We start from the raw sequence: 24,699 nt of genomic DNA, 5'->3' as shown, positions 1-24,699 counted from the left end.
CTCAGGCCACCTCGGACGTTGCGGTATTGAGATGACGCACCCGGCGCTGGCGCGCGCCATCGGCGTCGAACACCAGTGCCTTGTCCGTTTCAAAGGCCAAGGCAACAGGTGTTCCCAGCGCCAAAGCCTTGCGTTGCTCGGGCAGTGCGCGCAGCGTCACACACTCTTCCAGCCCAGCCACTTCGATTTGAACGAACAGCTCAGAGCCAAGGTTTTCGCTGTGAACAACACGGCCTCGAATGGGGCTGTCCCCACTTGTAAGCCGAAGCGCTTCTGGCCTGAGCCCAAGCGAGGCGACACCTCTGCTCTGGTCGACCACCGCCAAATCCAGGGCGTGATCAAGCAGGCTCAGCCGACCGTCAGCTGCGATCTCAAGCGGGAGGATATTGATTTTCGGAGAGCCGATGAACTCGGCAACCTCAATCCGGTCGGGATCTTCATAAACCACATCAGGCGGCGCACATTGCAGGATGCGCCCGCCCATCATCACCGCGATCCGGTCCGACATCGTCATCGCCTCAACCTGATCGTGGGTAACGTAGACAAAGGTAGCCGCAAGACGACGATGCAGCTGGGCGATCTCGGCCCGGGTTTGGACCCTCAGTTTCGCGTCGAGATTGGAGAGCGGTTCGTCCAGCAAAAACGCGGCAGGTTCCCGGACAAGTGCCCGCCCCAGTGCCACCCGCTGACGTTGTCCGCCAGAAAGCTGCCCTGGCTTGCGGTCCAGAAGGTGCCCGATCTCGAGCATTTCCGCCGCATGGGTGACGTCCCGACCAATGCCGCTGGCCACGGCGCGCGTGCCGGGCACGAGGCCGCCGACAAGCGGCAGCCGCTGCAACCCGTTCATCCGACGCATCTTGAGCGGCACGGCAATGTTCTCACCGACGCTCAGGTGCGGATAAAGCGCATAGGACTGAAACACCATCGACAGGTTGCGGTCTGCCGCTCTTTGGCTTTCAACGGGATTTCCCCCAATTCGTATCCCTCCCGAACTCTGCTCTTCAAGGCCGGCAATGATCCGCAACAGCGTGGACTTGCCGCAGCCAGACGGCCCGACCAAAGAGACGAACTCACCATCAGCGATGTCCAGTGACACACCTTTGAGCACTTCGGTGTCGCCAAATTGTTTGGTTACATTCTCGATACTCAGCCCTGCCATCTGATTCCCCCGTCTGACACGGGTGGTCTAAGCAGCTGAGCCTTCATTTTTATGACGTCATATTAGTGAGACTAATGGAGGTTATGGCCTTGCAAAGACGGAGGTCAGACATGCGCCCCAACCACCACCAGTTCGTAGCCTTTGCCTATGTCGTTCGAGAGGGCAGCTTTTCGGCTGCTGCCGCACGGCTGGGGGTGACACAGTCAGCCGTGACCCAGCATGTCAGCAGGCTGGAAAGGCAGGTGGGTTCGCAGTTGCTGGTACGCAGCCGAGATGGTGTGTCCCTCACCCGAACCGGTCAGGAGTTCTACGATCTGGCCGACCGTCTGGTCGCCTTGGACACCGAATTAAGTGAGCGGCTCGAAGGGTTCGAGGCCATGGCGCGCGGCCACCTTAAGATCATCGCCAACGCTCCGCTTCCCGCACTCAGAGCGATCAGTCTGTTCCGGCAAGCCTATCCCGAAGTGGAAATCGACTTTGCCCTTTATGGGTGGACAACCGCGACCAATCTTTTGCGTGAACGCCGTGCGGATGTTGGTTTGATCGCGGACCCGCCACGCTCGGATGACTGGGAGCGCGTACTGGTTCAAAAAAACCGGTATGTGGCCTACCTGCTGCCAAATTCTGCGCTCGCCAAACGCGACACCCTGAGTTTTCGGGACCTGTTGGGAGAAACCATCATCCTGCCGGAAAACGGATCTCTTACAGAACGTGTCGTGCGCGAGGCGCAACTTGCAAGCGGCATCCGCTTTCATCGCACGATAAAGATGACCACATTTCCATTGATGTGTGAGGCAGTGTTGCAAGGGGCCGGGATTGCAATCTTCCTGGGTCAGAGCGGATTGATATCAAAAGGTCTGGTCGAAGTTCCGGTTGCCGAACTTTCACAGCAGTTTGAAACGGCGGTTGTGGCGCCGAAGGACAGGGCGAAACTGCGGCTGGTGAAAGCTTTCATCGAAACCGCCTCATCCTCGGACTTTCGCGATCCAGACAGATAAGCTCCGTGCCTCGCGGCACTTTTGCGTATAACCACAGCTAATACTTTGCCGGAAATCTTGATATGCGCTTCTATTGGTTCAGCCCAAGGAGCCGGAGGCCGTCGTTTGCTTCGGCGATTGGTCCATGGCCGAGATTTTGAACTAGGTTGATCTTTGCTGATGGCAACTTTGGTTCCAATGCGTGTTCAAACTATCCACCCAAACGTATATCCTGCCGCGAGCGACCCCGAAACCGAGAGCAAGAGATAGAGCAGAAATGGCTTCAGTTTGAGAACTGGCGCTATCGCCATTGCGCCCCAGATACTGATCACACCACCCGAGATCAAAAAGGCCATGGCCGCGCCTTCGGACATGCCATTGTCGACAAGCCCCCGCGTCAGCGGAAGTGCAGCATATCCATCAATGTAGGCCGGAGCACCCACAAAGACTGCAGCAGGAATAGCCCACCATTGATCCTCGCCAACATAGGCCGCAAGCACCCCTGGGGTCAGTGCGGCGTTCAGGGCGTATTCGGCTGCGAAAGCAGGGATCAGGCAGATCAGGATCAGCCGCGCAGTTGCCCAGAACTGTTTACCATATGAGAGCCGACGCGCCTCACTTTTCCAAACCCATGGATCGAAAGTCCGGTCAACGCCGCATCGCTCTGCGCTCAGTTGTCGCGCTAGTCTGTTGTCGCGAAGTGCATTCAATACCCAAGGTGTCTTGGCAAACAGGCTGGTCACTGCACCACCGAACACACCCAATCCCACTGCCGCGAGTGACTTACCAATTGCAAAGCTCAATCCAAGAGTGGCGGCTGTCGTCGCAAGCATCGCAGGATCTGTGATCGGGGATGACAACCAAAACGCCATGATCGGGGCCAGCGGCACGCCCGCGGCCAACAATCCAGCCATCAAGGGCAGCACAGTAACACCACAAACCGGAGTGATGGCCCCGATTATGGATGCGGTCACGACCGTTTGAAGCGTTCTGCCCTCGAACGCGCGGGCAATGTGTGCATCGGCACCGCTGGCGATGATCCACGCGGCAAGAAGGATGCCCGGAATGACGATTGGAGCAACGACAACAAGGCCCAACAATACAAACTTGGTGGCATCCGCGATGTGCTCGGGCCAAGCAAGACCGATGCCGATCAACAGGGACAGGCATACGCCCCATACCACATAGTACTTACCTGTTTGTCGGTGGGAAATGGTCCATTCGTTCATGGCATGCTCCTCTGTACTTGAAAAATAGGAGTGGATAAGGCATGTGTGAAACGAATAATAACAATTTCTGATATTGGGAAATTGAATGGAAAATCTGGACAGCGATTTGCTGCGCACCTTTGTTGCTGTCGCCGAAGCGGGGAGCGTCACCGACGGCGCGTCGCGCATCCACAGATCTCAATCTGCCACCAGCCTCCAGATCAAACGCCTCGAAGCCATCCTCGGCCAGTCCGTTTTTGAACGGCACGGGCGCGGGGTAGTCTTGAGCGACACAGGCCATCGGCTGTTGCCCATTGCACTTGACGTGACCGCGCGCCTCGACTCAGCGTTGCGGGATATTTCCCAAACTACAGTATCCGGCAAGCTGCGCATTGGCATTCCAGATGACCATAGCCGAGCTAAGCTGGCGCAGATCATCGCGGCATTCACCCGACACCATCCACAAGCCGAACTGGAGGTAACCTGCGCTATCAGTGCAGAGTTTCCCGACGCGCTCGACAAAGGATCCCTGGACCTCGCAATCTATGAGGTGGAACGCACAAGAAAACATGAAGAACTGTTGTTAGAAGACCCAACATGCTGGGTCTCATCAGCGCATCGGGATTTCTACTCAGACGACATTTTGCCAGTGGCCTTGTTCGATCATGCCTGCTGGTGGCGCGATGCGGCAATCGCTTCTCTAGAGCGCCGTTCCAGACCATATCGAATCGTCTATTCAAGCCAAAGTGTCTCCGGCGTAATCGCGGCAGTAGAAGCTGGGATCGCGGTTGGGCTGCTGGGGCGCTCTTCGCTTCATTCCGGACTGTTAATTGTAGATGAAGCTCTTGGCTTCAACAGCACACCTGCTTCGAAGCTGGTCATGGCTGCAAACGGTTCACCGGAGACCGGACCACTGAATGCAATGAAATCAGCTATCCGAACTGCGTTTCTAACGAGGGCCTAGCAAAGCTGCCTATCGGTAAACCACCGTCGTGTCAGAGCTGATGCCGATACCGTGGCGTTCCGGTGGAAGGATTACTGGATCAAATGTGACGACCGCATGAAGGTCATGCGTCTCGCGGCGCATATCCTCCCTGACCGGTTCCATCGCATTCGTCACTACGGCTTCCTCGCCGGCGTCGGACACAAAGGAAAAATCGCCCAGATGCGCACACTGCTCTGAGTCACGGCACCCACCTAGACAGAGCAGCCCCCATGATGAAAAATGAAAAGCCCATCTTCCGACCACGCTCGGATCCGACGCTTAATACGCTGGTCAAAAGTAGGCTTGGGCCGAAACAACAAAGCGCGGGTCAATGCGCTGACAGGCTGCACTCGGCTTCCACCTTGTCAGATTTGTAAACGCGGGCCACACCACAAAAACACACCTAACTAATTGGCCCGCATTAATAAATTTTAAAGACTTTGCTATTGTTGATGACTAACTGCTTAGTGTCTCTCCCTGCACCTTAGCGGACCATTGTCACTCAGCTCGGCAAAACCGAGATCAGTACAGCAAAACAAAATCTCAAATTGGTCAACGACCGATCTGGGCCATTGCATTCTGCACCGCGTAATATCTTTGAGCGTTTGGAGGATGTGTGCCTAGAAAACGATCACCAGGATCAGGAACTCGTGCGAAGTAGAGCGCACCTTTGAGTGGATCATAGCCCGCTTTGTAAGCTATCACCGTGCCTAGCCGATCAGCTTCCAGCTCGAAGTCCTTCGAATAGCTGCGCCCACCAACAAAGGCTCCTAGGTCTTGCGCTGCGGCAATGTCATTGGGTCCAGTCCCGACTATTGTCACCAGACCCCCCAAAATTATTGCACCAGCCGCCGCATTTTGGGCACGCCGCGCCAAATGCCCTTGAATATGGTGAGCGGCCTCATGCGCCATTACAAATGCGAGTTCATCGGAATTGTTCACATTCCGTGTCAGCGCTTGAGTCATTGTGATAATGGGGCGTCCCGACTTGCTCAAACTTTGATACGCGTTTGAGGGTGCTTTTTTGTTTGGATCAATGCGGATCAAAAAATCGCAATTCACTCCCTGAGTTTGACGACGACATTCTCGCTCTGCGACGGGCTCTATTCGAGAGGCAACCTGCCGAAATCTTAATTGTGCCTGCTGTGGACTGACCTGTGCATTCGCGCGACCGGGATTTGGGATAGGTGCCGATGGAGGAGCCACGGTTGACACGCATCCCGCGAACAACAAAACAGTACATACCAAGACACTCCGCTTCATAAATACACCTTTCTACCGTTCAATAGAGCTGAAATAGAGTTCGTAGTCGTCGATAGAGCAACGACCAATCCCGAACCTTAGGCGCCGCCTAAATTGTTATTCAATAACAGAGAAGAATGGGTGTAGTCGCATCACGATTCAGATGCCGTCAAAATGGTGAGCACCGAAGATGGCATTGTGTCGAACGAACAGCCGGTCCGCACAAGATCTAATACCCACTAATCGTGATATGCATCTTGGCGCCGATTCTTCGCGCAATTGGCAGGGTTTGTAGTTCGGGGAGTTCAAAGTGCTCAACGGTGCGATGCTTGTGCGGTTTTGGTTGACCGGTGCCAGCGTGGAACTCGTCGTTTGGGATTCAATTAGCAATGGCGTGACCAGTTGGGTTCAACGTATGGCTTGGGTTCTGGTGAAGACAATTCAGGACCAGTCCGACTGATTTTCTACCTCATCACCTGCCGTCGCCCATTTTCAGGCGGGCATGACCGTTTCACGCGCAAAGCGGAAACAAGGGGTTAACAACGAAATCCACTGCTTGGCTGGCCACGCCACAGGGATCATAGTCACTGCAATCCTTGTTCATTTCCTTGTGCTGTCGAATGGATGGGACATTGCGGTCGAATATGTTTTTGGTTTCGCCTCAGGGCTTTTCATCTTTCAAACCCCTATGATGCTTTCGATGTATGGAAGTTATTCGCAAGCTGTCGGAAAGACGCTCTTCGCAGAAAACGTGTCAATGAACATGGTAATGACGGGCATGATTCCGACTATGATCCTGTTAGCCATGGCTTGGCTTGGATCGGAAGACCCGCTTTCTCCAACTTTCTGGTTTCGCATGAGTTTGGCAACAATTGTGAGTGGTTTTGTTGCATTCCCAATCAATCGTTGGCACGTGGCCAATCAATTGAAACACGGATTTATGACCCTACCCGGGGCAGATGGCCCTGCGTTAGGCATAGGGCATGCGTCTTCAGACAAGAACGGCGTGTTCCATGACAAAATGAAAAACACTCCGGGTCACAGTATGAGCATGAAGGCGCTGCCTTTGCACTCCATGTTGCTCTGAGTCATTGGCACCTACACGATCCTGCTGATCGCAGTCTAGGTGACTTCGCGAATTGCACCCATCCATTTTTAGCACTTCAAAACCTGTTGGGCTCCTAAATCACGACGACATTGCAGGCCAAGTCGAATGCTCGCCGAACTGACCTCGCAAAACCGTAAGCTGCACCAGATGCCAGTTTTTACTCGTGCGGAAGGTTACGACTGGCCTGCAATTGCAGAATATCATAGTGCCAAGTGGAGCCGATATAGGCGAGGATGTCCCAGATTTGGCCATCGGTTGGGGCATCGCCAAATCCGGGCATACCACTTACAAAGCCGTCAACGCCGCCTCGCCGCCTAGCAGGGTGTATTCGAACAGAAACTGGTTGTCGTGGTACCATGTATGTCCACTCTCGTCATGGGGCGGCACAGGCAGAATGCCGTTGTTGTCAGGCGTCTGCCAATCCGGTTGTCCTTCAAGATTGACGCCATGACAAGACGCGGATCTATCGACGTACAGGGCTTGCCCATTGGCCAAATCCCGGTCGACCATTTCGTGACCGGCACTTGCAACCGTTGCGAAGCTGAAGAATGTGACGATCAAAAAGTCCTGCCTGTTCATGGGATACCTCAATTCGGTAGAGCCAAAACGCTGGCAAGCGTCGCGGTTGCTGCAAGAAGCACCAGAATGATTACAGTTTCGATTTCTATGGAACGCTCCAAGTGGCGGGCGGTTTTTTCGTCCCCGGACCGCATGACCGGAACGAAGCGGAGTTTGTTTGCGGCTGCCAAGGTTAGGACCACGCCCATAAGTGCAAGTTCGATCAGCAGGGTTTGTCCGTATCCCATGGTCATTAACTCACTGAGATCGCCCAGTAACATCCAAGCCATCAGCAGTCCCGCCAAAATCTATGCAGGAACAATGATCGAAGCTGCCTGACCAAACCGATGCCCCATCATGGTCGCGCTGCTCAGATATTCTGGCCGTTGCGACAGGGCACGCAAGGGTCCAAGGATGCCGATCCAAAACGCAATTCCCAAAAGTTGCAGGAGCAATAGAAACCGAACGCCGGTTGTCTCCAACTCGGAGACATTCCCAATCTGAGCAAAGGACCACAGAGCGAGCAATCCACCAGCGAGAGCGATCCATTGCCCAACGAGCGGAACAAACACTCTGGCGATGATTGGTACGGCCCCTGTGATCCGATAAACAAGAACGTCCCCAATCGAGGTTTGCCACAATAGACCGAGCATTTCCGGATAGGTCATGCCATCCGCTCCTCCCGTCAGGGCGCGGCCGCGAAGCATAAACCCAAGGACAGAGCCCGCGAGCGCAAGCCCTGCCGTTCAACGCGATAGATGCCTTCACCCATGTTTTGAAGCCGGAGCGTGAACGCGCGCCCAAAACTTTTATGGTCTTCAAGTTCGAGGGATACCTTATGAACATCCTGATAGATCATGTTGACTTTTTCAGGCGAATATCATCCGCGAAATCGAAACTGATCTCGGAGGGCACTTCGGCAACTGTCGCGCCATTTTTCGGTGTGGTGGCGTCCACACTCGAATGGGCAAAAGCGCTGGTGGCAAGTGAGGAGATCAATGCAATTGTGGTGAGCTTCTTCATTGGGGGGTTCCTCAGTTTATTCCATTGGCACGCTGTATTTCGCGTATGTAGTCGATGACCATAGCCACGTCACCACGAGGCAAGCCTTCAACTGGAGGCATGTCGCCAAACTGCCAGTGGTGGCTTCTGACTCCCATCGCAACGGCGGGTTGAAAGGATTCGTCTGCATGATGGCTGGATTCATAGATAACATGGATCAGCGGTGGCCCTGCGCCATCAACACCGACCGCATTGCTGCCGTGGCATACGTCGCACGCGCTTTCGAACATGCGTTGGCCGACGACCGCATTTCCTTCGATAGGCGGCATCTGAATGGCCACCATGGCATTGCCTTCGGTAGGTGTCGATTGCGTGGTCTCATCAACTGGAGCGGGGCGTAGAGTGTTGTAGGCAGCAACGGCTACCACGACGCATGCGCAGATCAGGAGATATCTTCGGTTCATGGTCTGGTTCTTACCTCACGTAACAGAGTGGTGCCGCACATAATGCGCAGCACACCGGAACGTGTTCACCGCTGTGAACAGCCTCGAAATTCTGTTTCAAGCGTTAGGTGGTCTGTCCGGGCTATCCGGTTCATTGAACGTCGAGAGGCTTGGAACCAGCAATGTCGAGACTACCTCCGCTTGGCCAAAATTGGTTTCGGAAATCTGCGTCGCGAGCGCGAGAACATTGCATAGGATTGGATTGCACCCTTCGTGTGTCGCGCCGCCCGGATTATGCTGTCCGTCTTCGCTTTGCGCTACCGATGCATGGTCAGCGTGGTGTTCTTCTACAGACACGTGCGGATGACAATCGCAATGCCCACCATCGCAGTTCTCTAGGATCGCATGCACGTGGTCGCCGAGCCCTGTCATCAAGGACAACAAAAACAACAAGCAGCAATGTGATTGTGTTTCGAGCAGGCTTCACACCTGCAACCTATTCTAGGTTCCAAAAAACACAACGAAAGCCGTCATTGATGCGCCGTGCAGCATAGGTAGGTTTGGGTTCCTAGCAGACTTCGGGGCCAGCGCAGCACAAGCCCCTGCCCTGTATTCCACAGCCCCTACCGAATTTTCAGTCCATTGTTTTGTGTTGCGATTGCCCACGCAATGCGGCGGTTCGCGGTATATGAGAATTGAGAACGTTGCCTAATTCACAGATTGCGAACTTGACTGCCGATTGCATATAGAATTTGGATACCCTGCCTTGATTTGCTGCTCGTCGCAATTCAATGGCCCCAAAAAAGGAAGCGGTTAGTGGTATAGCCGAAGATTCTTCGGCATCTCTGGCTCAAGTAAAATTGGAGGAACATTTGAAGCAAGTTTTTGCAACACTTTGCATCGTAATCGCCCTTTTTGCGGGCCCATCAGCGGCGCATGAACGGTTTGCGTTGGTGATTGGGAATGGTGGATACACAAGTGTCCCAGCGCTCGACAATCCTGTGAACGATGCGCGTTTGATGAGCGATAAACTGCGAGACGTCGGATTTTTGGTCACGACGCTGACAGATGTGAACCGTGCCGAGATGATGGCGGAAGTGGAGACCTTTGCTAGCACGGTTCGTGCTGCAGGGTGGGAGTCGCTGGCCGTGTTCTATTTCGCAGGGCATGGAGTGCGCAGTGATGATTTTAACTATCTTCTTCCGCTGAACGTGAACATTCGGTCTGAAGCCGACATTGCCGGTGAAGCCGTCCCTGCGGAATGGATACTGGATCGCATTCACACGCCGCAGGCCGTCAGCGTGATGATTCTGGACGCCTGCCGCGACAATCCTTTTAGCAGTCAATCGGACGTGAACGTGGATGTGGGCGACGGGCTTGCGCGTATGACCGCCCGCACGAACAACCTGATCGCCTATGCTACAGGGCCAGGCGAAGTTGCACTGGACGGAACTGGAGCCAACAGCCCTTACACAGCGGCGATTGCGCGTGCGATCAGCACCTCTGTCCTGCCCTTAGAGCAGATGTTTGATCAGGTGCGTTCAGACGTGATTAATGAAACCGTTGGACTCCAATCCCCTTGGGCACGGTCATCGTTAAACATAAGGATTGGCATGAAGGACCCGGCTGCAAACTGAAAGAGGTCAGCCTGATGAGGTTGCTTGGATGGGGCTTAAAATCATACATTTGTTTGTCCCTTCCTAGGTTCCAGACTCATTGAGTTTCAAAGCCAGAAGGTGACGGCGGCTGCGAGAATGATGGCTGATAGGAACACCTTCGGGCATCTATCGTAGCGGGTTGTTCCTCGGCACCAATCCTTCATCAGGCCAAACATGATCTTGATACGGTTGCGTCTTTTTTAACTGCGCTTGTCGAATCGCACAGGCTTCTCACGAGACTTCCTGCCTGGGATGCGGGTCCGTATCCCTTTGTCTTTCAACGCCTTTCGAAACCAGTCGGTATCGTAGCCGGGGTCAGCGATCATCCAATCGGCGGCTGGCAGGTTGCTCAGGAGTGCGCGGGCACCCGTGTTGTCACTTTTCCTGGTCAACTGTCTAAAGACCGATGGCGATGTTACGAGAACTCCCAAGATGGTAAAGAAACTAGAATTTTTATTAAGCTAGCCGTTTTTGTTTGTATAGTTTCGCGAAACGAGATGCTTGCCAAGATTGAACCGAAAGTGTTTTTTGGCTTGGACGTTCGGCAGATGGGGTAAGAGTACATGGGCGACCGACGAAAAATGCAGATTGGGGACTGGTTAAATGGAGCTGCAATTCTAGCGGTGGGCCTCTTTCTCGGGATGGCTGTCGGCGAATGGATAAACCTGGAGGGAACCGCGTTCTGGCTCACGATTGTTTACGTTTTTATTCCGTTCGGTTTCGTTTTTCTTTTCATTTTCTTTTTGGATGACTTGCTGGATCGTAGCTTATTCAGCGGTATAAAGCCCGCTTCTTCCAATGGAACGGAAAAGCGCAAACCCCTTGCCCTTTTATTTAGTCTACCCACCGGCTTCGTGATCGGGGTAATCGGGGCTCAGTTTGGTTTAAGCGAAGTACTTCTTTCGAAAATCTGATCAACTGATTAACACAGAGTGGTTTGATTTCGGCCGCGCGCCGGGCGTCGAGTGGGGCTTTGTTTTCTGATCCGTGAATTCAGCTTATTCTCGACTTTGCGTGTGTAGCCAACAGCAGGTTCGACGAGCCGCACCACAACGAATGAGACCGATGTCAACGGCGGCTGTGGGCCGTTTGTTTCGATAAAAATCTTAATGACCTAAAAATTACTGGGGGTACTTCAAATGTATCAGAATGCCCAAACTATTGATGATACAATGGGCATCAACAGTTCCATTCGCTCAGCTGATTGTCAGTCGTTTCAATTACTAGTTTCGGGCGAAATGTTGTCGCCCTGTCTTATCTCGCCATCCTCCAGGATGTCGGCTCTTAGGCCGCCACGATGAACAAGACCTCGGAGCATGCCGGGCGGCGTCGTTCTTTGCAGCCATGCGCACGGTTCCGCCAGCCGAGATCCCTGGCACAGGATGCCGCCAACCCGAAAGCGTTGACCCATTAAGGCATTGAGATCGATACCGCGCGTCACAATGTTCCTTCGAGCGTCCACGGCTGACATCTCGACATCGTGTTCCGATGCCAAAAACTCTATTGCTTCTGCTTCAATGAGCGTGAGAGCCTGACCCCAACGGCCTTCGCTCTGGAAGTGTCCCTTTCCGAGCGCGTAGCGGTCGCCGTCAATGCCGACGCCTGCAATAAGGCGCGCCGATGACAGCAATTCTCCGGGTGCGCCGGAGTCTGCAAACCGGAAAATTGCTTCGATGGTCCCTTGCTTTTCATCGCGGCTGGGCAGAGCCAATGCAGGGGGGGCGATGACCCAACCCTCCAAGACATCTCCACATCCACTCATGATTCCTTCTGGCACCCAGGCCACACCGGATGGCGTACCCGCCATCGCAACATACCCATCACCGCCCTCAAGTCGCCCGATCCACCATCCGGCCCATTGAAAACACTCGGGCGCGCGGACAGGGATAAGAGCAAGGTTTTGAGCGGCCAGCCAGTAACCGATTTTCTCTAGCCCAAGGTCGTCGAGCGCAGCGGGAATTTCGTTCAATTCAGCGCCCAGAATTTGGGCCAAACAATCCGAAAAAGACTTGTTTTCGGAGGACCGGATAGAGGATGGGAAAGATGTCTTTTTCATAGCTGAAGATATCCAATCTTAGATCGTAAACGACGAAAAACTCCGAGCCAGCATCAGGAAACACCTTCCGCGATCAGAAAATCTGCATCTGCATTTGCTTGCCTGATGGCGCGCGCAGCGCTGTATTCGGGAGAGTTATAGCATGCCAATGCCGTGTCGAAGTCTTTGAACTCAACCACCACATTTCGGTCACGTGAGGCACCTTCAAGGGCGACGTATCGACCTCCACGCACGTGGAATTTTGCATCGAACTTTTCAAAAGCCTCTCGCGCGGCTTCAAGATACTTGGGATATTCACTGTTGTTGTGTACGGCTACCCGCACAATCCAATACCCTTTTGGCATTTTTGTTCCTCTTTTGATCCAATGTATTGTGCCGCTTGCAGGGGCGGTCATGGGGACGTCTGCATTGGGTTAAATGTGGATCCGGCTTTCCCGGACATGTGCGATGTCTTGGTTGTCCATAACGTTCTCCTGAAACTCGAGGTGCGGCTTTCAGTGCGTCTTAGTGCAGTAGAGCCATCGAGAAAAACGAGTTATTCTGATCTAAAAGATCGATTTCGGAGATGAATAGATGGAGCTTTCCGATTTGCGGGTTCTTCGCGCTGTGGTGCACGAGGGCGGCGTAACGCGCGCTGCAAAGCGTCTGGGTCGCGTGCAATCCGCGGTTACAAGCCGCATCCAGCAACTTGAGGATCGATTGGAGACAACGCTCTTTATCCGGCAAGGTCGTAAGATGGTTCTTACCCCGGCTGGCAGGATTCTGATGGAGTATGCCGAGCGACTTCTGGCGCTGGCTGAAGAAGCAGAGGACGCACTGCATTCTGACAAGCCAACAGGCGTCCTGCGTATCGGATCAATGGAAAGCACTGCAGCGGTTCGCCTCCCCGGACCGCTTGCTACATTCTCCGAACGTTTTCCCAGTGTGATTCTGGAGATGCAGACAGGCAATCCTGTCATGCTTCTCGATGCTTTGATGCAAGGTGAGATCGATGCCGCCTTTGTCGCGGAGCCTGTACCAGAGAAGCGATTTGACCAAATGACCGCTTTCACGGAAACGCCGGTCCTTGTGACGTCGGATACACACGCACCGATTGGAGGCAAGAATGGCTGCCCCCGAACGGTATTGGTGTTCGAGCATGGATGCCCGCATCGCAAGCTTCTTGAGCAATGGTTTGCGCAACAAGAGGATGTTCCTGAACGCACGATCCAAATGGGTTCGTATCATGCCATGCTGGGCTGCGTACTGGCTGGAATGGGTGCGGCACTCGTTCCTCACAGCGTCATTGATACCTTTCCGTCGGCTCGTAGGCTGCGGGTCACGTATCTGCCGGAAGGGAGCAACACGTTGCGAACAATGCTGGCTTGGCCGAAGGGTAAATTGTCACCCAATGTCGCGGCGCTAAAAAGTGCCGTCAAAGATCATTGCGACCAAGCCCGAAGCTTGCAACAAAAAACAGACTGTTGAGACGAGAATGGCTACGGAGATGTTTGGCCATCTTTGTGAACTCACACCGCTACGGCGCTCTGAGCCGCGCAATCGGCGAGGGTTGATTGACAAAAACACTTGACCGGTATTGGTTCGCTCACCGGCGTTGCTCCGAAATTCGAAGGCAACGCAACGATAGCGTGCTAGTCAGGTTTGGGAATTCAGGACTTAACTGCCGTCAATACGATTTGGAGCAAATTACAATCTGTTTCAGGCAGCAAAGAACGCAGTTTCAGATAGATATGCTGAGGTTTAATACCGCTGGCGTGCTGATCGGGAGAAACCATGCGGAAAACCATAATACACCCTGAGTTGTTGGTCATTGTATTTGGGGCGGTTCTATTAAATACGGTTCCGATTTGGGTAGGTGCTCTGGCTCGGGCTCATGGACTTTCTGACACTGTCTCGGGACTTCATGCAAGTTTGCTCTTGCTCTCCTCGGCCAGCACCTGTGCCGGCCTGATACCTTTTCTGAACGCGCGGTCGTCCACGGTTTTGGCGATTTTCGCGCTGATAATCCTCTCGGCCGGATCCCTTCTTTCGGTATTCGTGGCAACAGCGGCATGCGGTGCTCTGGGACTGGCTTTAGGCGCTCTCAGCCGGGGCGCACTTAGCTCCGTGTCCCAGGAACCGCAACGGGTGCGTATGCTGAGTGTTGCCCTGACCATCGGGCTTGTTTTGTCCCTTTGCGTCTATCTTGTCGCGCCGTTGCTTGGGGTTGGTCCGTTTCCGGTTTTGACGGTTCTCGCCGTCATCCTGTTTGTCCCGCGATGGGAAGGTTCCACATCGGGACCGCCGCTCCGGTCCGCGTTGGTTTTTTCTGGCGGAACGCTTCGGATGGTGCCGTTTTTCGTAATGATGGGTGCATACTGGACGTTTCTGGAGCTTTTCGGACAATCCATCGGTTCGGCCGAGGCGATGTCTTACTGGCTTTTGGGGAGTTTGGTGGCCAGCGCCGTTGGATCGGGGGTCGCCGGAGTGGTTTCAGCGGCTGGGACAAGGATTGTGCGCGACGTGTCGCTATTGATAGCGGCAATCTCAGGCGCCGCGAGCTACGTGGCATCCGACATGCTCGTTCTAGGGCTTACGATCCTGGCAAACGGTTTTGCGCTGTTTCTGTTTTTTCCGCTTTATCTTGGCCTTGCTGGTGCGCGGGCGACTGAGGCGATGGCGATCTACCTCTTGGGCTTTGCCTTCGGTGGCATTGCAGGTGCGCTGATCGTTTCGCTTGGGGGATACAATCTTCTTGCCGCGACTATTCTTGTTGCTGCGTTTGTGGCTTTGTCGCGATGGCCTTTTCGGCGGGGAGACTGACCACGAGCCCTGCCTTTCGCCATCCTTCAAAAGCCTTGTCGACCAATGGGCCTGTGAAATGATTGAAAACCATCTCGTCGGGAATGTGATCTTCGAAGTTTGGCAGAAGCCCGAGCAGTGCGTCGCGTGCGGCTTCCGCTTCTCTTAGATTGCCGAGTTCCGCGTGAAACCATGCAAGATGTGCATGGTACCAGGGGAACCCGTCCATCGGGACCTTTTCGATCTCCAGCAGCGCGGCTTGCCAGAAATCGCCAAGGGCAAATCGCCATGCATGCGCGTAGTGATACCAGCCGGGGTGAATGGGGCTCAGGTCGATCGCTCGATCAAGCAGAGGAATGGCGCGGTCAAAATCACCCAGAAAGGCATAGCAATGCCCGATCTCGGCCAAAACATCGGCATGCCCCGGATTGAGGTTCAGAGCGATGCCTGCGGATGCGCGAAAGCCCGGAAGATCCAGCGTGTGGAACTGGCAAAGCGCCAGTACCATGCGGGCGAAACCGCTTTGAGGATCGCAAACGACCCCCCGCTGCGCCGCCGCCAAGGCCAGATGCGGGGCGTCTATGCCAGTACGTTCGTTCAGGTGATAGCGACGTTCTTCCAGCAGGACATGCGCATAGGCGGCCCAACCGTCGGAAGAGTTTTGATCGACTTGCAGTAGTCCCGGCAAGGTGTCGCGAAGTTCCAGATGTAGCTGCGGATCGTAGGTTTTGTAGAACTCATAGAACTTCGCAACTGCCGCATAGGCGTCCCAGGTTTGCGATTGTCCGCTGAGTGCCCGACGCTGGATGCGGTGGCCGAGATCGCCGTGCCGAGATCCGACGCGACCGGCGGTCAACAGCCCAATCTCGTTCTGCAACTCAAAAATGTCCTGAGGCTGCGCGGTGCGGTCGAATTGCTCGATCAGAGCAATCTCACCCGAATGGGCGTCGCTGACTTGAATGGTCACCCGCAGTTGTTCAGAGGATCGGCGCAGGCTGCCTTCCAGGATAAAATCAACGCCATATTGTTCGGCAATCTTCGCGTGATCCATCCGGCTTTCGTGAATATGCAGGCCGGTGAGTTGCGACAAGACCCGGAGATTGCGGAACCGTGTCAGGTTCGATGTGATTTCCTCGCTAAACCCGTCAGCAATCTGCTGGTCGCCATCCTTCGCACTGAGGCTGCGAAATGGCAAGACGATCAGGCAGGGCAACTGCGATTTCGCATTCGCGCCACAGGCGATGGGTTTGGCGACTTCGGACAGCCGAAATCCGACCCCATGCACGGTCTTGATCACTCTTTGAGCGTTGCCTGAATCCCCGACGGCACGCCGCGCCTCTTTGATCGCGGTCGAGAGTGTTGCGTCCGTGATGATACGCCCATTCCAGACCTGCTCGATCAATTCGTCCTTGCTGACGATCTCTCCGCCGGCCGCATGCAACGCACGCAATATGCCAAGAGTTTGACGGGTGAGAGCCGCGGTGTGACCACCCCTGAGGGTCGTCATCTGATCAAAGTCGATCTCGGTATCGGCGATCATGATTCTCATGGCCGGACCAGAATCGTCGAACTTCTCATCGAAGAAAAGGACGATCTCAGGAAAATCTCAGACTTCTCTCAAGCTCCGCACGCCAACGCCGCGTAGGTCCACTCCCAATACACCGTCGCGATTCACCGATGCAATTTGGAGAGTAGACCATGAAATACCGCAATGCCTTGCCGCAACTGAACGGCACAAACATGATCACCGATGGCGGGCTTGAGACGACCCTGATCTTTCACGAAGGCATCGATCTGCCAATGTTCGCTGCCTTCACAGCGCTCGACACAGCTCAAGGTTTGGCCACCATGGACGCCTATATGGAACGTCACGCACGGATCGCCCTTGCCGAGCAGCGTGGATTCCTGATGGACACGCCGACCTGGCGAGCCAGCGCCCGATGGGCGGCTGAACTTGGTATATCCCATGACAAACTTCGCGCTGTACATCTTGAAGCTATTTGCGCACTTAAAGCTCTAAGGGACCAACTGGAGCAGCCCGATACAAGTCCTTTCGTCATTAACGGCGTAGTCGGCCCGCAGGATGATGGATATGCGCCCGCACGCCTGCTGACTGTGGATCAGGCGGAAGCCTACCACCGCGTTCAGATCGGCTGGTTCGAAGAGTTCGGGGCCGACATGGTGTCTGCCATCACCATGACCTACTCTGACGAGGCCATTGGCATCGCCCGCGCGGCCAAGGCAAAGGCCATGCCGCTTGCGATCGCCTTTACGGTGGAGACTGACGGCAACCTTCCCTCTGGTGAGACTCTGAAGGATGCCATCGCGCGGGTTGATGAAGCCACCGACGCAGCACCGGCCTACTACATGATCAATTGTGCGCATCCGGATCACTTTGCGCATGTCCTTCACGGGGATTGGACGGCGCGCATCATGGGGATCCGGGCGAACGCTTCGCGCCTGAGCCATGAAGAACTCGACGCCGCTGATACGTTAGACGACGGGGACCCGGTCGAGTTTGGCGCGCTTTATGCGGGCCTCGATGTCCTATTGCCCAACCTGACGGTTGTTGGAGGATGCTGTGGCACCGACCATCGGCATATCGCGGCCATCTGCGAGGCGCTTGGCGCAGCGGGAAACGTAAGACCCAGTCAAGGTCATCTCGAAGGAACACGACATGCCAGCTGACACGAGCTTTGTGACCTCATGGGCGCTGCCCCCGGCTCGGCGCAGACGCGTATCGTCGGCCATTCTCCAAATGCGTCAGGCGCTGCGAGCGCATTGGCGTCAACGTCAGATGGCATCCTTGGTCGACTATCTGGACGATCACCTGCGGTCTGACATCGGGTTGCCGCCGCAAGGTCGCCGGCAAAGGCTCAACCCTATTTTTCCAAAGTTCTGAAGAGCTTGTGAGAAACCAAAACGTCCGGCCGGTGCAGTAAACCGGACGGCGCCACAGGTGTCACGTACACCCGTTTCCATCCTCCAACCCCTAATTTCTAGGAGACTAAAATGAAACCGACCAACCTTCTGATCGCCACCGCGATCGCCCTTGCCCCCGGATTGGCGAATGCCGAGATGCTGTCGGCCTTTGACGTGGCTGAGGACCACACACGCATCTTCATGGCGGCTCAGCCGGTTCATGAAAACGGGATGCCTGCTCATGGCAATGCCTTTGTTAGCCAGGGCTACATCTACCCCGAAGGCACGCTTGCCGATGGGACAGTAGGCGTTCTCGAGGACGGCAGCCCGGCTTTCCCGGACCTCGTTCTTGGCACATGGACCTGTGACGGGTACTTCGTCGGCGAAGGCGGCAACGCCACCACGGGCGTCTGGATCATCAGCCGTCAGACCTTTGCCTTTGAGGATGGAGCAACGCTCGTCACCCAAGGCACCGAGATTGCGGATATAGGTCAGCCCAACCTGCGACCGGTAACTGGGGTAACCGGGGACTATGCTGAAATAGATGGCGGCCTGATCCAGACGACGCTGGGATTCACCGACTTCTGGGGATTGAGCGCGACATACGCGTTCGAACAGCCTTTCGAGGATGCGGCAGGAGCACAAGACGCCGCGTACCGCAAAGGAGACCAGCAACCGTTGCCCGTAGACGAGCATGACCATCTGGAATGGGACTCAGGCGTGCCAGTGGGGCCAATCTCTGAAGAGCACATTGCCCCGTCAACATAAACTGCGATCAGGGGACGAGCCACTTTACAGCTCGCCCCCATCCATTCCTTGAGGCTTGAAAATGAACATCCAAACACATCCTCCCATTCGTCGGGCAGAGCCTTCGGACGCTGAAAGCCTGGCCAATTTGATCAATCTTGCGGGTGAGGGCATTCCGAACTGGCTGTGGACCCGCGCGTGTGTCGAAGGGCAAACGCCGCTCGAAATTGGCATTGAGCGCGCCAAGCGCAGAACCGGCGGGTTTTCCTACACGAATGCGTTGGTTGCAGAGCCGCATGGATATCCAATCGGCATGGTGCTGAGCTATGCGATCACCGAACCCCCAACGGATGATCCTGATGATCTGCCGGCACCGATAGCCCCTTTTGTTGCCCTCGAAAAGCAGTCGGTGAACACATGGTTCATCAATGCCTTGGCCGTATTCGCCGAAGGGCGAAACCAAGGTATTGGTTCTCGGTTGTTGGCGGAGGCCGAAAGTCAGGCCCGCTTCAACGGCTTTCAAAAGATGAGCATTCAGGTCTATGAGCAGAACACCGGAGCAGTGCGACTCTACGAACGGTTAGGGTACGATCGCGTGGCAAGTGAACCCGTGCGTCTGCACCCGAGTCCGCCTTACTACACAGGCGATGTTCTTTTGCTGATGAAATCCCTTTCAACCCAAGTCGCTTGAAGCAACAGCGTTCCGAAAGACACAACATGACGTCCTATTGGCTCGTTCTTTTAGCTGCCGGTGCCAGCTTCACAATGGGCAGCGTGCTGCTCAAACAGTTTGCAGACACGGGTGTGGGCTTTGTCCTGATGCTCGCCATTGTCGCGCTCGGGCTTGGCAATTTGGCCTATATCCGTCTTCTGGCACATGGGCTTGGGCAAGGCGCAGTGATGTCTAGCATGAGTCAGGTCATCGCGCTTTCTGTACTTGGCGTGCTCCTTTTTGGAGAACGCTTTGGGTCTCCGCAACTAGCTGGGTTGGGGCTGGCCATCGCCAGCATCTGGCTCTTTTCACAATCGCGTTGAATTTCCGTGAGGTACCAAAATTGATCAAACGACCTCAATTCCTGATCGTTCTTGTCGCGTTCTCTGGCGGCCTGTTGACCACAGTTCTGGCTGCAGCGTCCAGCAACGATACTAACGCTGGCATCTCCCTACCGTCACCGTTGACGGACCAGGACTTTCTTTACGACGGCGCGCCTGAGCCATCCCTCGTAGAGCTCGGGCGCAACCTCTTTTTTGATCCGATCCTGTCGGGAAATCGCAACATATCGTGCGGCACCTGCCATGACCCAGCGTTCGGATCGGGCGACGGCCTAGCGCTTGGAATCGGAGAAGGTGGCTCTGGGGCCGGACCGCAACGCGTGACCGTTGACCCGGTCACCGGGCGGGTGCCCCGCAACGCGCAGCCGCTCTGGAACATCGGCGCGCGCAGCTATGTGTCGCTGTTTCACGACGGGCGCGTTGAAGCGCTGAGTCCTGTCGGTCCCACAGGCATGATACGCAATCCTGCAGGGTCGGATTTGCCCACCGGCATATCCAGCCCGTTGGCTGCACAGGCGTTCTTCCCTGTGACCTCCCCAATCGAAATGGCAGGGCAATATGGCGAGAACCTGATTGCCAACGCCGCCCATCTCGGAGACAGGCCTCAGATATGGGAATACCTGGCGCAACGGGTCGCGAGTGTTGCGGAGTATCTGGAGATGCTCCGCGTTGCGTTTCCCGCGATCAGCAATGCCGAGGACGTTCAATATAAGCACATTGCGGAAGCGCTGGCCGCATTCCAAACGACAACCTTCCGGTCCGATGAGAGCCCGTACGATGCGGTGCTGCGAACCGGGAACCTGTCGCTGCTAACGCCAGACGCGCAGGCCGGCCTTAACCTTTTTACGGTGCAGCCGGCTGCGCAAACTGCCATAGCGGCCCGTTGCTGACCGATCATCAGTTCCATGCCATTGCCGTCCCACAAATCGGGCCGGGCAAAGGTCATGGGGGGGATATGAACTACCTCAACAAGACCGGCCTGCCGGGGCGGGCTAAGGATGAGGGCCGATACCGGGTGACCGGTGATCCCGCAGATCTGTTTGCCTTTCGAACACCGTCCCTGCGCAACGTAGCTTTGACCGGCCCGTGGGGCCATAGCGGCGCGTTTGCTGCGCTCGCAGACATGGTGCGGCACCATCTCGATCCCGAGGACAGCTTTGCTGCCTTCGATTCCAGGGATGTTTCTCTGCCAGATCTTGATCATGTGCAGCGCCTTGTCTCACGTGGTTCGGCGCTTGAATTCGGACCGTTGGAGGATACACGTCGTGACGCTTTCGATCTGCGGGACACATGGGTGATGAACACACCCGCTTTGCGCAACCGCATTGTCGCGGCAAATTCGTTGAGTCCCGTTGTCTTGAACGACGAAGCAATCCGCCAGCTTGTCGCGTTTCTTCATAGCCTGAGCGATCCATCTGCACTGAACCCTGGCGAGATGATTCCGAGCGATCTACCGTCTGGGTTGGAACCGCAACCACAGGCTCAGAGTCGCACAATTCGCAACTGAAGCGTTTCGAGATTCTGAGCGGAACGTCACATTTGTACGTGTTACTCAGCTTTTGGTTTCGCTCTCAGAAAGCCATTTTTCCAAGCTCGCCACGCGAGCCTCCTATGCGATAGGGTGGATTACGTGAAGCTCAGTGCGTCTGACTTCGTCGAAACGCGCGCTGGCTTGACCGGAAAGACTTTTTCATTCGGACTGCAGCAAGGATTGCGCGGTTTTGGGTACCGAGCTCTACACGGTCTACGGAACGCCAACCTGCCGAGGCATAAGACGTTTTCCTGCAAGCGTCTCGACTATTTCACCGCAATGAAGACCAGAAAGGCGCGCAGCGGCCTCGGTTGTTACCAGCGGGGTTCCGTTTTCGGAACGAAAGTTGTCACTATCGATTAACTCAGACCACCGGCTCCATCCTCCCCTCGCCCGGATAGACCATCAGACATCGATGACAAAGTAGGTGCCATCTACGATTGATGTTTGGTCAATAACCGTCAATTCAGCCAATCCGGCCAATTGCACGGGCGTGTATGAGGTCGACCAAACAATGATTTCGCACTCGCAGCGAAAGTCTGCAATGCGGGTTGGGTATAAGAGACCTTGTCCTCTTGCTCGTGGATGATCGCCTTCACCAATAGAACGCTTGCATTGGCATGTGCAGGGCACGACTGCCTCTTAACCACCTACCCGAATTGAGACCGGCTATGACCTGTTCCACGGAAAGACTGTAGGCTTACGCGTCTACCGGCCGCCTCCTCAAACCAATCTGACTCATATTCAGACTGCCTTTTTGAGATATATTTTGTGTTGCAGTTCTACATTTGGTTGAGTGATGCACAAGATTTGGGCAAATCATGCAAAATTTTACTCTAAATTCAATACTATGCTGTAGGCGCGCTCGTAATGCTGCATTCCTGTCATTTATTTCATTCAGAAAAATCGCGTGTCCTCTCTCATAGGTTTGCACGACTTTCGCGCATAAGTTTGCATGATTTGCCCATAAGATTGCGCGGCATACAAAATTCACTCAGGTGATGGTAGCAACTGCGCAACCTCGTCAACTTTGAGGCGTTGTCCCTCAATCAAAGGTGCATTCAAGCGACGAATTTCACCCCTTATTTAAAGGAAGAAGCTCGTCCGCACTTGTGGTAGATAGTAGAATTGGAATCTAATTCGTGGCGTGAGAGCCAGATCTAGCAATGGCTCTAAGTCCGGACCAACTTCTTCCGGACTAGTTTGCTAAGCTAGCCCGGCAACTAGCCTAGTCGTTCTAGACTCACTGGTTGGTCACGGCAGTCAATTTTTTTACTTGTCAGACCTGCGCCTAAACTGTTGTACCAAAAACTCAATGAATGCGCGGGTTCTTGGTGCAAGGTTTCGCTTGTCAGCAAACATTGCAACAATTTCGGTACTCGGCGGCGCGTATTCTGGCATGACATGCACAAGTTCGCCGGAAACAAACTTCTGTTCGGCCATGTAACAAGGCAGGCGTGCAATCCCCAGGCCAGCCAGCGCGGCGCGAAAAACAACATCTGTGCTGTTTCCTTCAAAACTACCTTGTGCTTCGAAACACTGTTCACTACCAGAGCTTTGGCGTTGCCAAATGTTGCGTCCGATTTCCCCAGATACCCGCAAGCAATTGTGTTCTGACAGGTCAGCAAAATTGGTTGGGGTTCCGTAGCGCTCAAGATAATCGGGAGCTGCGCACAGTACCCGATGACTCTGCATGATACGGCGTACGACGGTGTCGGGATTTTTGCGCTGCTCGTCAAAGCATACGATTGTGTCGTACCCTTCAGCTTGCAGGTCGAGGTTTCGGTCTGTCAGATCCAAAGAAACGTGAACTTCAGGGAATCGATCCAAGAACTTTGGCAGAATTGGGATTAATTGCGATTTTCCGAATGCAACGGTGGACGCGATTTTCAGGTTGCCGCGCGGGGTGCCGTCCAGATTCGATATCAGGGCTTCGGCTTCATTGAGCAAGTCTGCCATAGCCTTGCATTTTTTGTAGAACACCCGACCTTCCTGTGTCGGTGTAACACCTGTCCGGGTCCGGTTCAACAACCGGTACTTTACATGATCTTCAAGCAAGCCAACCTGCTTGCTGACTGCAGACGGCGTCTGCCCTATTGATCGAGCAGCGGCAGAAATGCTCCTGCAATCGACAACAGTTGCAAAGATTATCATCTGTGCTGAGACATCCATGCGTACCAACCAATTGTGCCACCCAGGAAAGGGCACTGTTCCAAACTGAGTAATTGTGAGCGCTACCAAATTCACTTACCTCTGCGGTGCAGCATAAACGCTGCGATGCAGCAACAACCGAGGCGCAAACATGGCAATTACACGCTCGATACTTAGCCTAGAGGCACTTTTAGATGCTGGTCGCACATTGTTTCAGCAAAAAAGAGAACACGTGCGAAGTTCTCTCGCACGCCACAAAGTCTATCGCAGTACCTACTATGAGCTTTCGATGCTAACCAACCGCGATCTAGCGGATCTAGGCATTCCACGCAGTGGCATAAGAAGACTTGCGAAGGAGGCCGCTTATGGCGAATAGTTTGCAATCATCCCCAGCTTGGATAGTCGCATCGCAGAAGACGACCGACTTCGTGGCCGGGTTCTGCACCAGCTTTTTGAATAGTGCACGTTCCGCTTTGAACACACTCCAGACAGCCCGGATGATGTCGACGCTTTCCAGCTTGAGCGATACTCAGCTTTCTCAAATTGGCATCTCACGGTCTGACATTCCCGAATACGCGGCAAAACTCATGGAGACTAAATAGGGCTGCGTTTTGAAACGACTGCCTGAGACGGAACTTAATACACGACTGTCCGTCGTCAGGGTTTTTGGAACCACAGGCGACCTAAACTAAGGGGGCGTTTGGCTCATCTGGTTGGTTTGATTATGCGGCGTGCTGGCGGTGATGCAAGCGTCGCGCTTCGAGTGTCTTTCGTTTGATCCTTTCGCGTTGTCTTAGAATGGCTTTGTCGCGTCCGAAGTAGACGTCAGCGGGTGTGACGTTGTTCAGGCTCTCGTGATAGCGTTGATGATTATAGTGCTCCACGAAGGCCGTGATCTGCGCCTTGAGGTCACCAGGCAGGAAGTAGTTTTCCAGCAAAATCCGGTTTTTCAGGGTTTGATGCCAACGTTCGATCTTTCCTTGGGTTTGAAGATGACAAGGCGCACCCCGCGAGTGCTTTATGCCTTTGTCCTGCAACCATTCAGCCAGGTCGCCAGAGACATAACTTGAGCCGTTATCGCTGAGCAATCTTGGCTTGTGAACAACATGGACCTGATC

28 protein-coding genes and 2 pseudogenes are annotated in these 24,699 nt (G+C 54.6%); 16 read left to right on the top strand and 14 right to left on the bottom strand.

Annotated elements, in window-relative coordinates:
* Nucleotide 1: 1 nt before the first annotated feature.
* Nucleotides 2-1,159: an ABC transporter ATP-binding protein gene (locus ACR0L4_RS09330; protein ID WP_480512416.1), complete on the bottom strand. Its 1,158-nt coding sequence runs from the start codon at nucleotides 1,157-1,159 to the stop codon at nucleotides 2-4.
* Between the two features lie 110 nt (nucleotides 1,160-1,269).
* On the opposite strand from ACR0L4_RS09330, the gene ACR0L4_RS09325 reads away from it, so the two are divergent.
* Nucleotides 1,270-2,157 carry a LysR family transcriptional regulator gene (locus ACR0L4_RS09325; RefSeq protein WP_480512414.1) on the top strand — a complete coding sequence of 296 codons (888 nt, stop codon included), beginning with the start codon at nucleotides 1,270-1,272 and terminating at the stop codon, nucleotides 2,155-2,157.
* 185 nt (nucleotides 2,158-2,342) lie between these two features.
* Here the strand turns inward: ACR0L4_RS09325 and ACR0L4_RS09320 are convergent, their stop codons facing one another.
* Nucleotides 2,343-3,365 (bottom strand): permease, encoded by a 1,023-nt coding sequence (locus ACR0L4_RS09320; protein ID WP_480512412.1) that lies wholly within the window; start codon nucleotides 3,363-3,365, stop codon nucleotides 2,343-2,345.
* 85 nt (nucleotides 3,366-3,450) lie between these two features.
* Between ACR0L4_RS09320 and ACR0L4_RS09315 the strand changes: the two genes are divergently transcribed.
* Together ACR0L4_RS09315 and ACR0L4_RS09310 are read left to right on the top strand one after the other, a co-directional pair.
* Entirely contained in the window at nucleotides 3,451-4,308 is an 858-nt protein-coding gene (locus ACR0L4_RS09315; RefSeq protein ID WP_480512410.1) for a LysR substrate-binding domain-containing protein, read from the top strand.
* Nucleotides 4,309-4,326: 18 nt separating this feature from the next.
* Nucleotides 4,327-4,524 (top strand): annotated as a pseudogene (locus tag ACR0L4_RS09310) (transposase); the annotation flags it as partial.
* 357 nt (nucleotides 4,525-4,881) lie between these two features.
* On the opposite strand, the gene ACR0L4_RS09305 reads toward ACR0L4_RS09310, so the two are convergent.
* A complete protein-coding gene (locus ACR0L4_RS09305) occupies nucleotides 4,882-5,592 on the bottom strand; it encodes a M48 family metalloprotease (RefSeq protein WP_480512408.1) in 711 nt (236 codons plus the stop codon).
* A 481-nt stretch (nucleotides 5,593-6,073) separates the two neighbouring features.
* Between ACR0L4_RS09305 and ACR0L4_RS09300 the strand changes: the two genes are divergently transcribed.
* A complete protein-coding gene (locus ACR0L4_RS09300) occupies nucleotides 6,074-6,658 on the top strand; it encodes a DUF4396 domain-containing protein (RefSeq protein ID WP_480512406.1) in 585 nt (194 codons plus the stop codon).
* Between the two features lie 306 nt (nucleotides 6,659-6,964).
* On the opposite strand, the gene ACR0L4_RS09295 is transcribed toward ACR0L4_RS09300, so the two are convergent.
* From ACR0L4_RS09295 to ACR0L4_RS09275, 5 genes are all read right to left on the bottom strand, one after another.
* Nucleotides 6,965-7,258, bottom strand: coding sequence for a hypothetical protein (locus ACR0L4_RS09295; protein WP_480512404.1), 294 nt, complete (start codon nucleotides 7,256-7,258; stop codon nucleotides 6,965-6,967).
* A gap of 8 nt (nucleotides 7,259-7,266) precedes the next feature.
* The gene (locus ACR0L4_RS09290; RefSeq protein ID WP_480512402.1) at nucleotides 7,267-7,542 is read right to left on the bottom strand and encodes a CopD family protein; all 276 of its coding nucleotides are present in this window, start codon (nucleotides 7,540-7,542) and stop codon (nucleotides 7,267-7,269) included.
* Nucleotides 7,543-7,545: 3 nt separating this feature from the next.
* Nucleotides 7,546-7,905, bottom strand: coding sequence for a hypothetical protein (locus ACR0L4_RS09285; protein ID WP_480512400.1), 360 nt, complete (start codon nucleotides 7,903-7,905; stop codon nucleotides 7,546-7,548).
* Nucleotides 7,906-8,092: 187 nt separating this feature from the next.
* A complete protein-coding gene (locus ACR0L4_RS09280) occupies nucleotides 8,093-8,260 on the bottom strand; it encodes a hypothetical protein (RefSeq protein WP_480512398.1) in 168 nt (55 codons plus the stop codon).
* Nucleotides 8,261-8,271: 11 nt separating this feature from the next.
* A complete protein-coding gene (locus ACR0L4_RS09275; RefSeq protein WP_480512396.1) occupies nucleotides 8,272-8,703 on the bottom strand; it encodes a c-type cytochrome in 432 nt (143 codons plus the stop codon).
* 770 nt (nucleotides 8,704-9,473) lie between these two features.
* Between ACR0L4_RS09275 and ACR0L4_RS09270 the strand changes: the two genes are divergently transcribed.
* Nucleotides 9,474-10,319 carry a caspase family protein gene (locus ACR0L4_RS09270; RefSeq protein ID WP_480512394.1) on the top strand — a complete coding sequence of 282 codons (846 nt, stop codon included), beginning with the start codon at nucleotides 9,474-9,476 and terminating at the stop codon, nucleotides 10,317-10,319.
* Nucleotides 10,320-10,405: 86 nt separating this feature from the next.
* On the opposite strand, the pseudogene ACR0L4_RS09265 reads toward ACR0L4_RS09270, so the two are convergent.
* Nucleotides 10,406-10,720 (bottom strand): annotated as a pseudogene (locus tag ACR0L4_RS09265) (transposase); the annotation flags it as partial.
* Between the two features lie 183 nt (nucleotides 10,721-10,903).
* On the opposite strand from ACR0L4_RS09265, the gene ACR0L4_RS09260 reads away from it, so the two are divergent.
* Nucleotides 10,904-11,254: a hypothetical protein gene (locus ACR0L4_RS09260; RefSeq protein ID WP_480512392.1), complete on the top strand. Its 351-nt coding sequence runs from the start codon at nucleotides 10,904-10,906 to the stop codon at nucleotides 11,252-11,254.
* A 302-nt stretch (nucleotides 11,255-11,556) separates the two neighbouring features.
* On the opposite strand, the gene ACR0L4_RS09255 is transcribed toward ACR0L4_RS09260, so the two are convergent.
* Entirely contained in the window at nucleotides 11,557-12,396 is an 840-nt protein-coding gene (locus ACR0L4_RS09255; RefSeq protein ID WP_480512390.1) for an MOSC domain-containing protein, read from the bottom strand.
* Between the two features lie 53 nt (nucleotides 12,397-12,449).
* Complete coding sequence (locus tag ACR0L4_RS09250) at nucleotides 12,450-12,791, bottom strand: DUF1330 domain-containing protein (RefSeq protein WP_480512388.1); 342 nt, start codon at nucleotides 12,789-12,791, stop codon at nucleotides 12,450-12,452.
* 178 nt (nucleotides 12,792-12,969) lie between these two features.
* On the opposite strand from ACR0L4_RS09250, the gene ACR0L4_RS09245 reads away from it, so the two are divergent.
* Nucleotides 12,970-13,863, top strand: coding sequence for a LysR family transcriptional regulator (locus ACR0L4_RS09245; RefSeq protein ID WP_480512386.1), 894 nt, complete (start codon nucleotides 12,970-12,972; stop codon nucleotides 13,861-13,863).
* A 660-nt stretch (nucleotides 13,864-14,523) separates the two neighbouring features.
* A complete protein-coding gene (locus tag ACR0L4_RS09240) occupies nucleotides 14,524-15,198 on the top strand; it encodes a hypothetical protein (RefSeq protein WP_480512384.1) in 675 nt (224 codons plus the stop codon).
* Here ACR0L4_RS09240 and ACR0L4_RS09235 read toward each other — a convergent pair.
* A complete protein-coding gene (locus ACR0L4_RS09235) occupies nucleotides 15,140-16,726 on the bottom strand; it encodes a winged helix-turn-helix domain-containing protein (RefSeq protein WP_480512382.1) in 1,587 nt (528 codons plus the stop codon). The genes ACR0L4_RS09240 and ACR0L4_RS09235 overlap by 59 nt on opposite strands.
* Nucleotides 16,727-16,875: 149 nt before the next feature.
* Here ACR0L4_RS09235 and ACR0L4_RS09230 point away from each other — a divergent pair, with 149 nt between their 5' ends.
* From ACR0L4_RS09230 to ACR0L4_RS09200, 7 genes are all read left to right on the top strand, one after another.
* Complete coding sequence (locus ACR0L4_RS09230) at nucleotides 16,876-17,865, top strand: homocysteine S-methyltransferase family protein (RefSeq protein ID WP_480512380.1); 990 nt, start codon at nucleotides 16,876-16,878, stop codon at nucleotides 17,863-17,865.
* Nucleotides 17,855-18,079: a hypothetical protein gene (locus ACR0L4_RS09225; RefSeq protein ID WP_480512378.1), complete on the top strand. Its 225-nt coding sequence runs from the start codon at nucleotides 17,855-17,857 to the stop codon at nucleotides 18,077-18,079. The genes ACR0L4_RS09230 and ACR0L4_RS09225 overlap by 11 nt, the downstream gene beginning before the upstream one ends.
* Before the next feature lie 110 nt (nucleotides 18,080-18,189).
* Entirely contained in the window at nucleotides 18,190-18,867 is a 678-nt protein-coding gene (locus ACR0L4_RS09220) for a hypothetical protein (protein ID WP_480512376.1), read from the top strand.
* A 61-nt stretch (nucleotides 18,868-18,928) separates the two neighbouring features.
* The gene (locus ACR0L4_RS09215; RefSeq protein ID WP_480512374.1) at nucleotides 18,929-19,537 is read left to right on the top strand and encodes a GNAT family N-acetyltransferase; all 609 of its coding nucleotides are present in this window, start codon (nucleotides 18,929-18,931) and stop codon (nucleotides 19,535-19,537) included.
* A gap of 26 nt (nucleotides 19,538-19,563) precedes the next feature.
* Nucleotides 19,564-19,881 (top strand): hypothetical protein, encoded by a 318-nt coding sequence (locus ACR0L4_RS09210; protein WP_480512372.1) that lies wholly within the window; start codon nucleotides 19,564-19,566, stop codon nucleotides 19,879-19,881.
* Nucleotides 19,882-19,901: 20 nt separating this feature from the next.
* Nucleotides 19,902-20,789 (top strand): cytochrome-c peroxidase, encoded by an 888-nt coding sequence (locus ACR0L4_RS09205; RefSeq protein ID WP_480512370.1) that lies wholly within the window; start codon nucleotides 19,902-19,904, stop codon nucleotides 20,787-20,789.
* A 65-nt stretch (nucleotides 20,790-20,854) separates the two neighbouring features.
* A complete protein-coding gene (locus ACR0L4_RS09200) occupies nucleotides 20,855-21,406 on the top strand; it encodes a hypothetical protein (RefSeq protein WP_480512368.1) in 552 nt (183 codons plus the stop codon).
* 1,296 nt (nucleotides 21,407-22,702) lie between these two features.
* Here the strand turns inward: ACR0L4_RS09200 and ACR0L4_RS09195 are convergent.
* Entirely contained in the window at nucleotides 22,703-23,602 is a 900-nt protein-coding gene (locus ACR0L4_RS09195) for a LysR family transcriptional regulator (RefSeq protein WP_480512366.1), read from the bottom strand.
* Between the two features lie 130 nt (nucleotides 23,603-23,732).
* On the opposite strand from ACR0L4_RS09195, the gene ACR0L4_RS09190 reads away from it, so the two are divergent.
* Nucleotides 23,733-23,957 (top strand): DUF1127 domain-containing protein, encoded by a 225-nt coding sequence (locus ACR0L4_RS09190; RefSeq protein ID WP_480512364.1) that lies wholly within the window; start codon nucleotides 23,733-23,735, stop codon nucleotides 23,955-23,957.
* 346 nt (nucleotides 23,958-24,303) lie between these two features.
* Here ACR0L4_RS09190 and ACR0L4_RS09185 read toward each other — a convergent pair.
* Nucleotides 24,304-24,699, bottom strand: a 396-nt coding sequence (locus ACR0L4_RS09185) for an integrase core domain-containing protein (protein WP_480512362.1), incomplete at its 5' end; no start/stop codon positions are given.

This window comes from Ruegeria sp. AB5 (assembly GCF_056542645.1).
The sequence above is the reverse complement of the archived record's forward strand: the minus strand, read 5'-3'. Positions and strand labels throughout refer to the sequence as shown.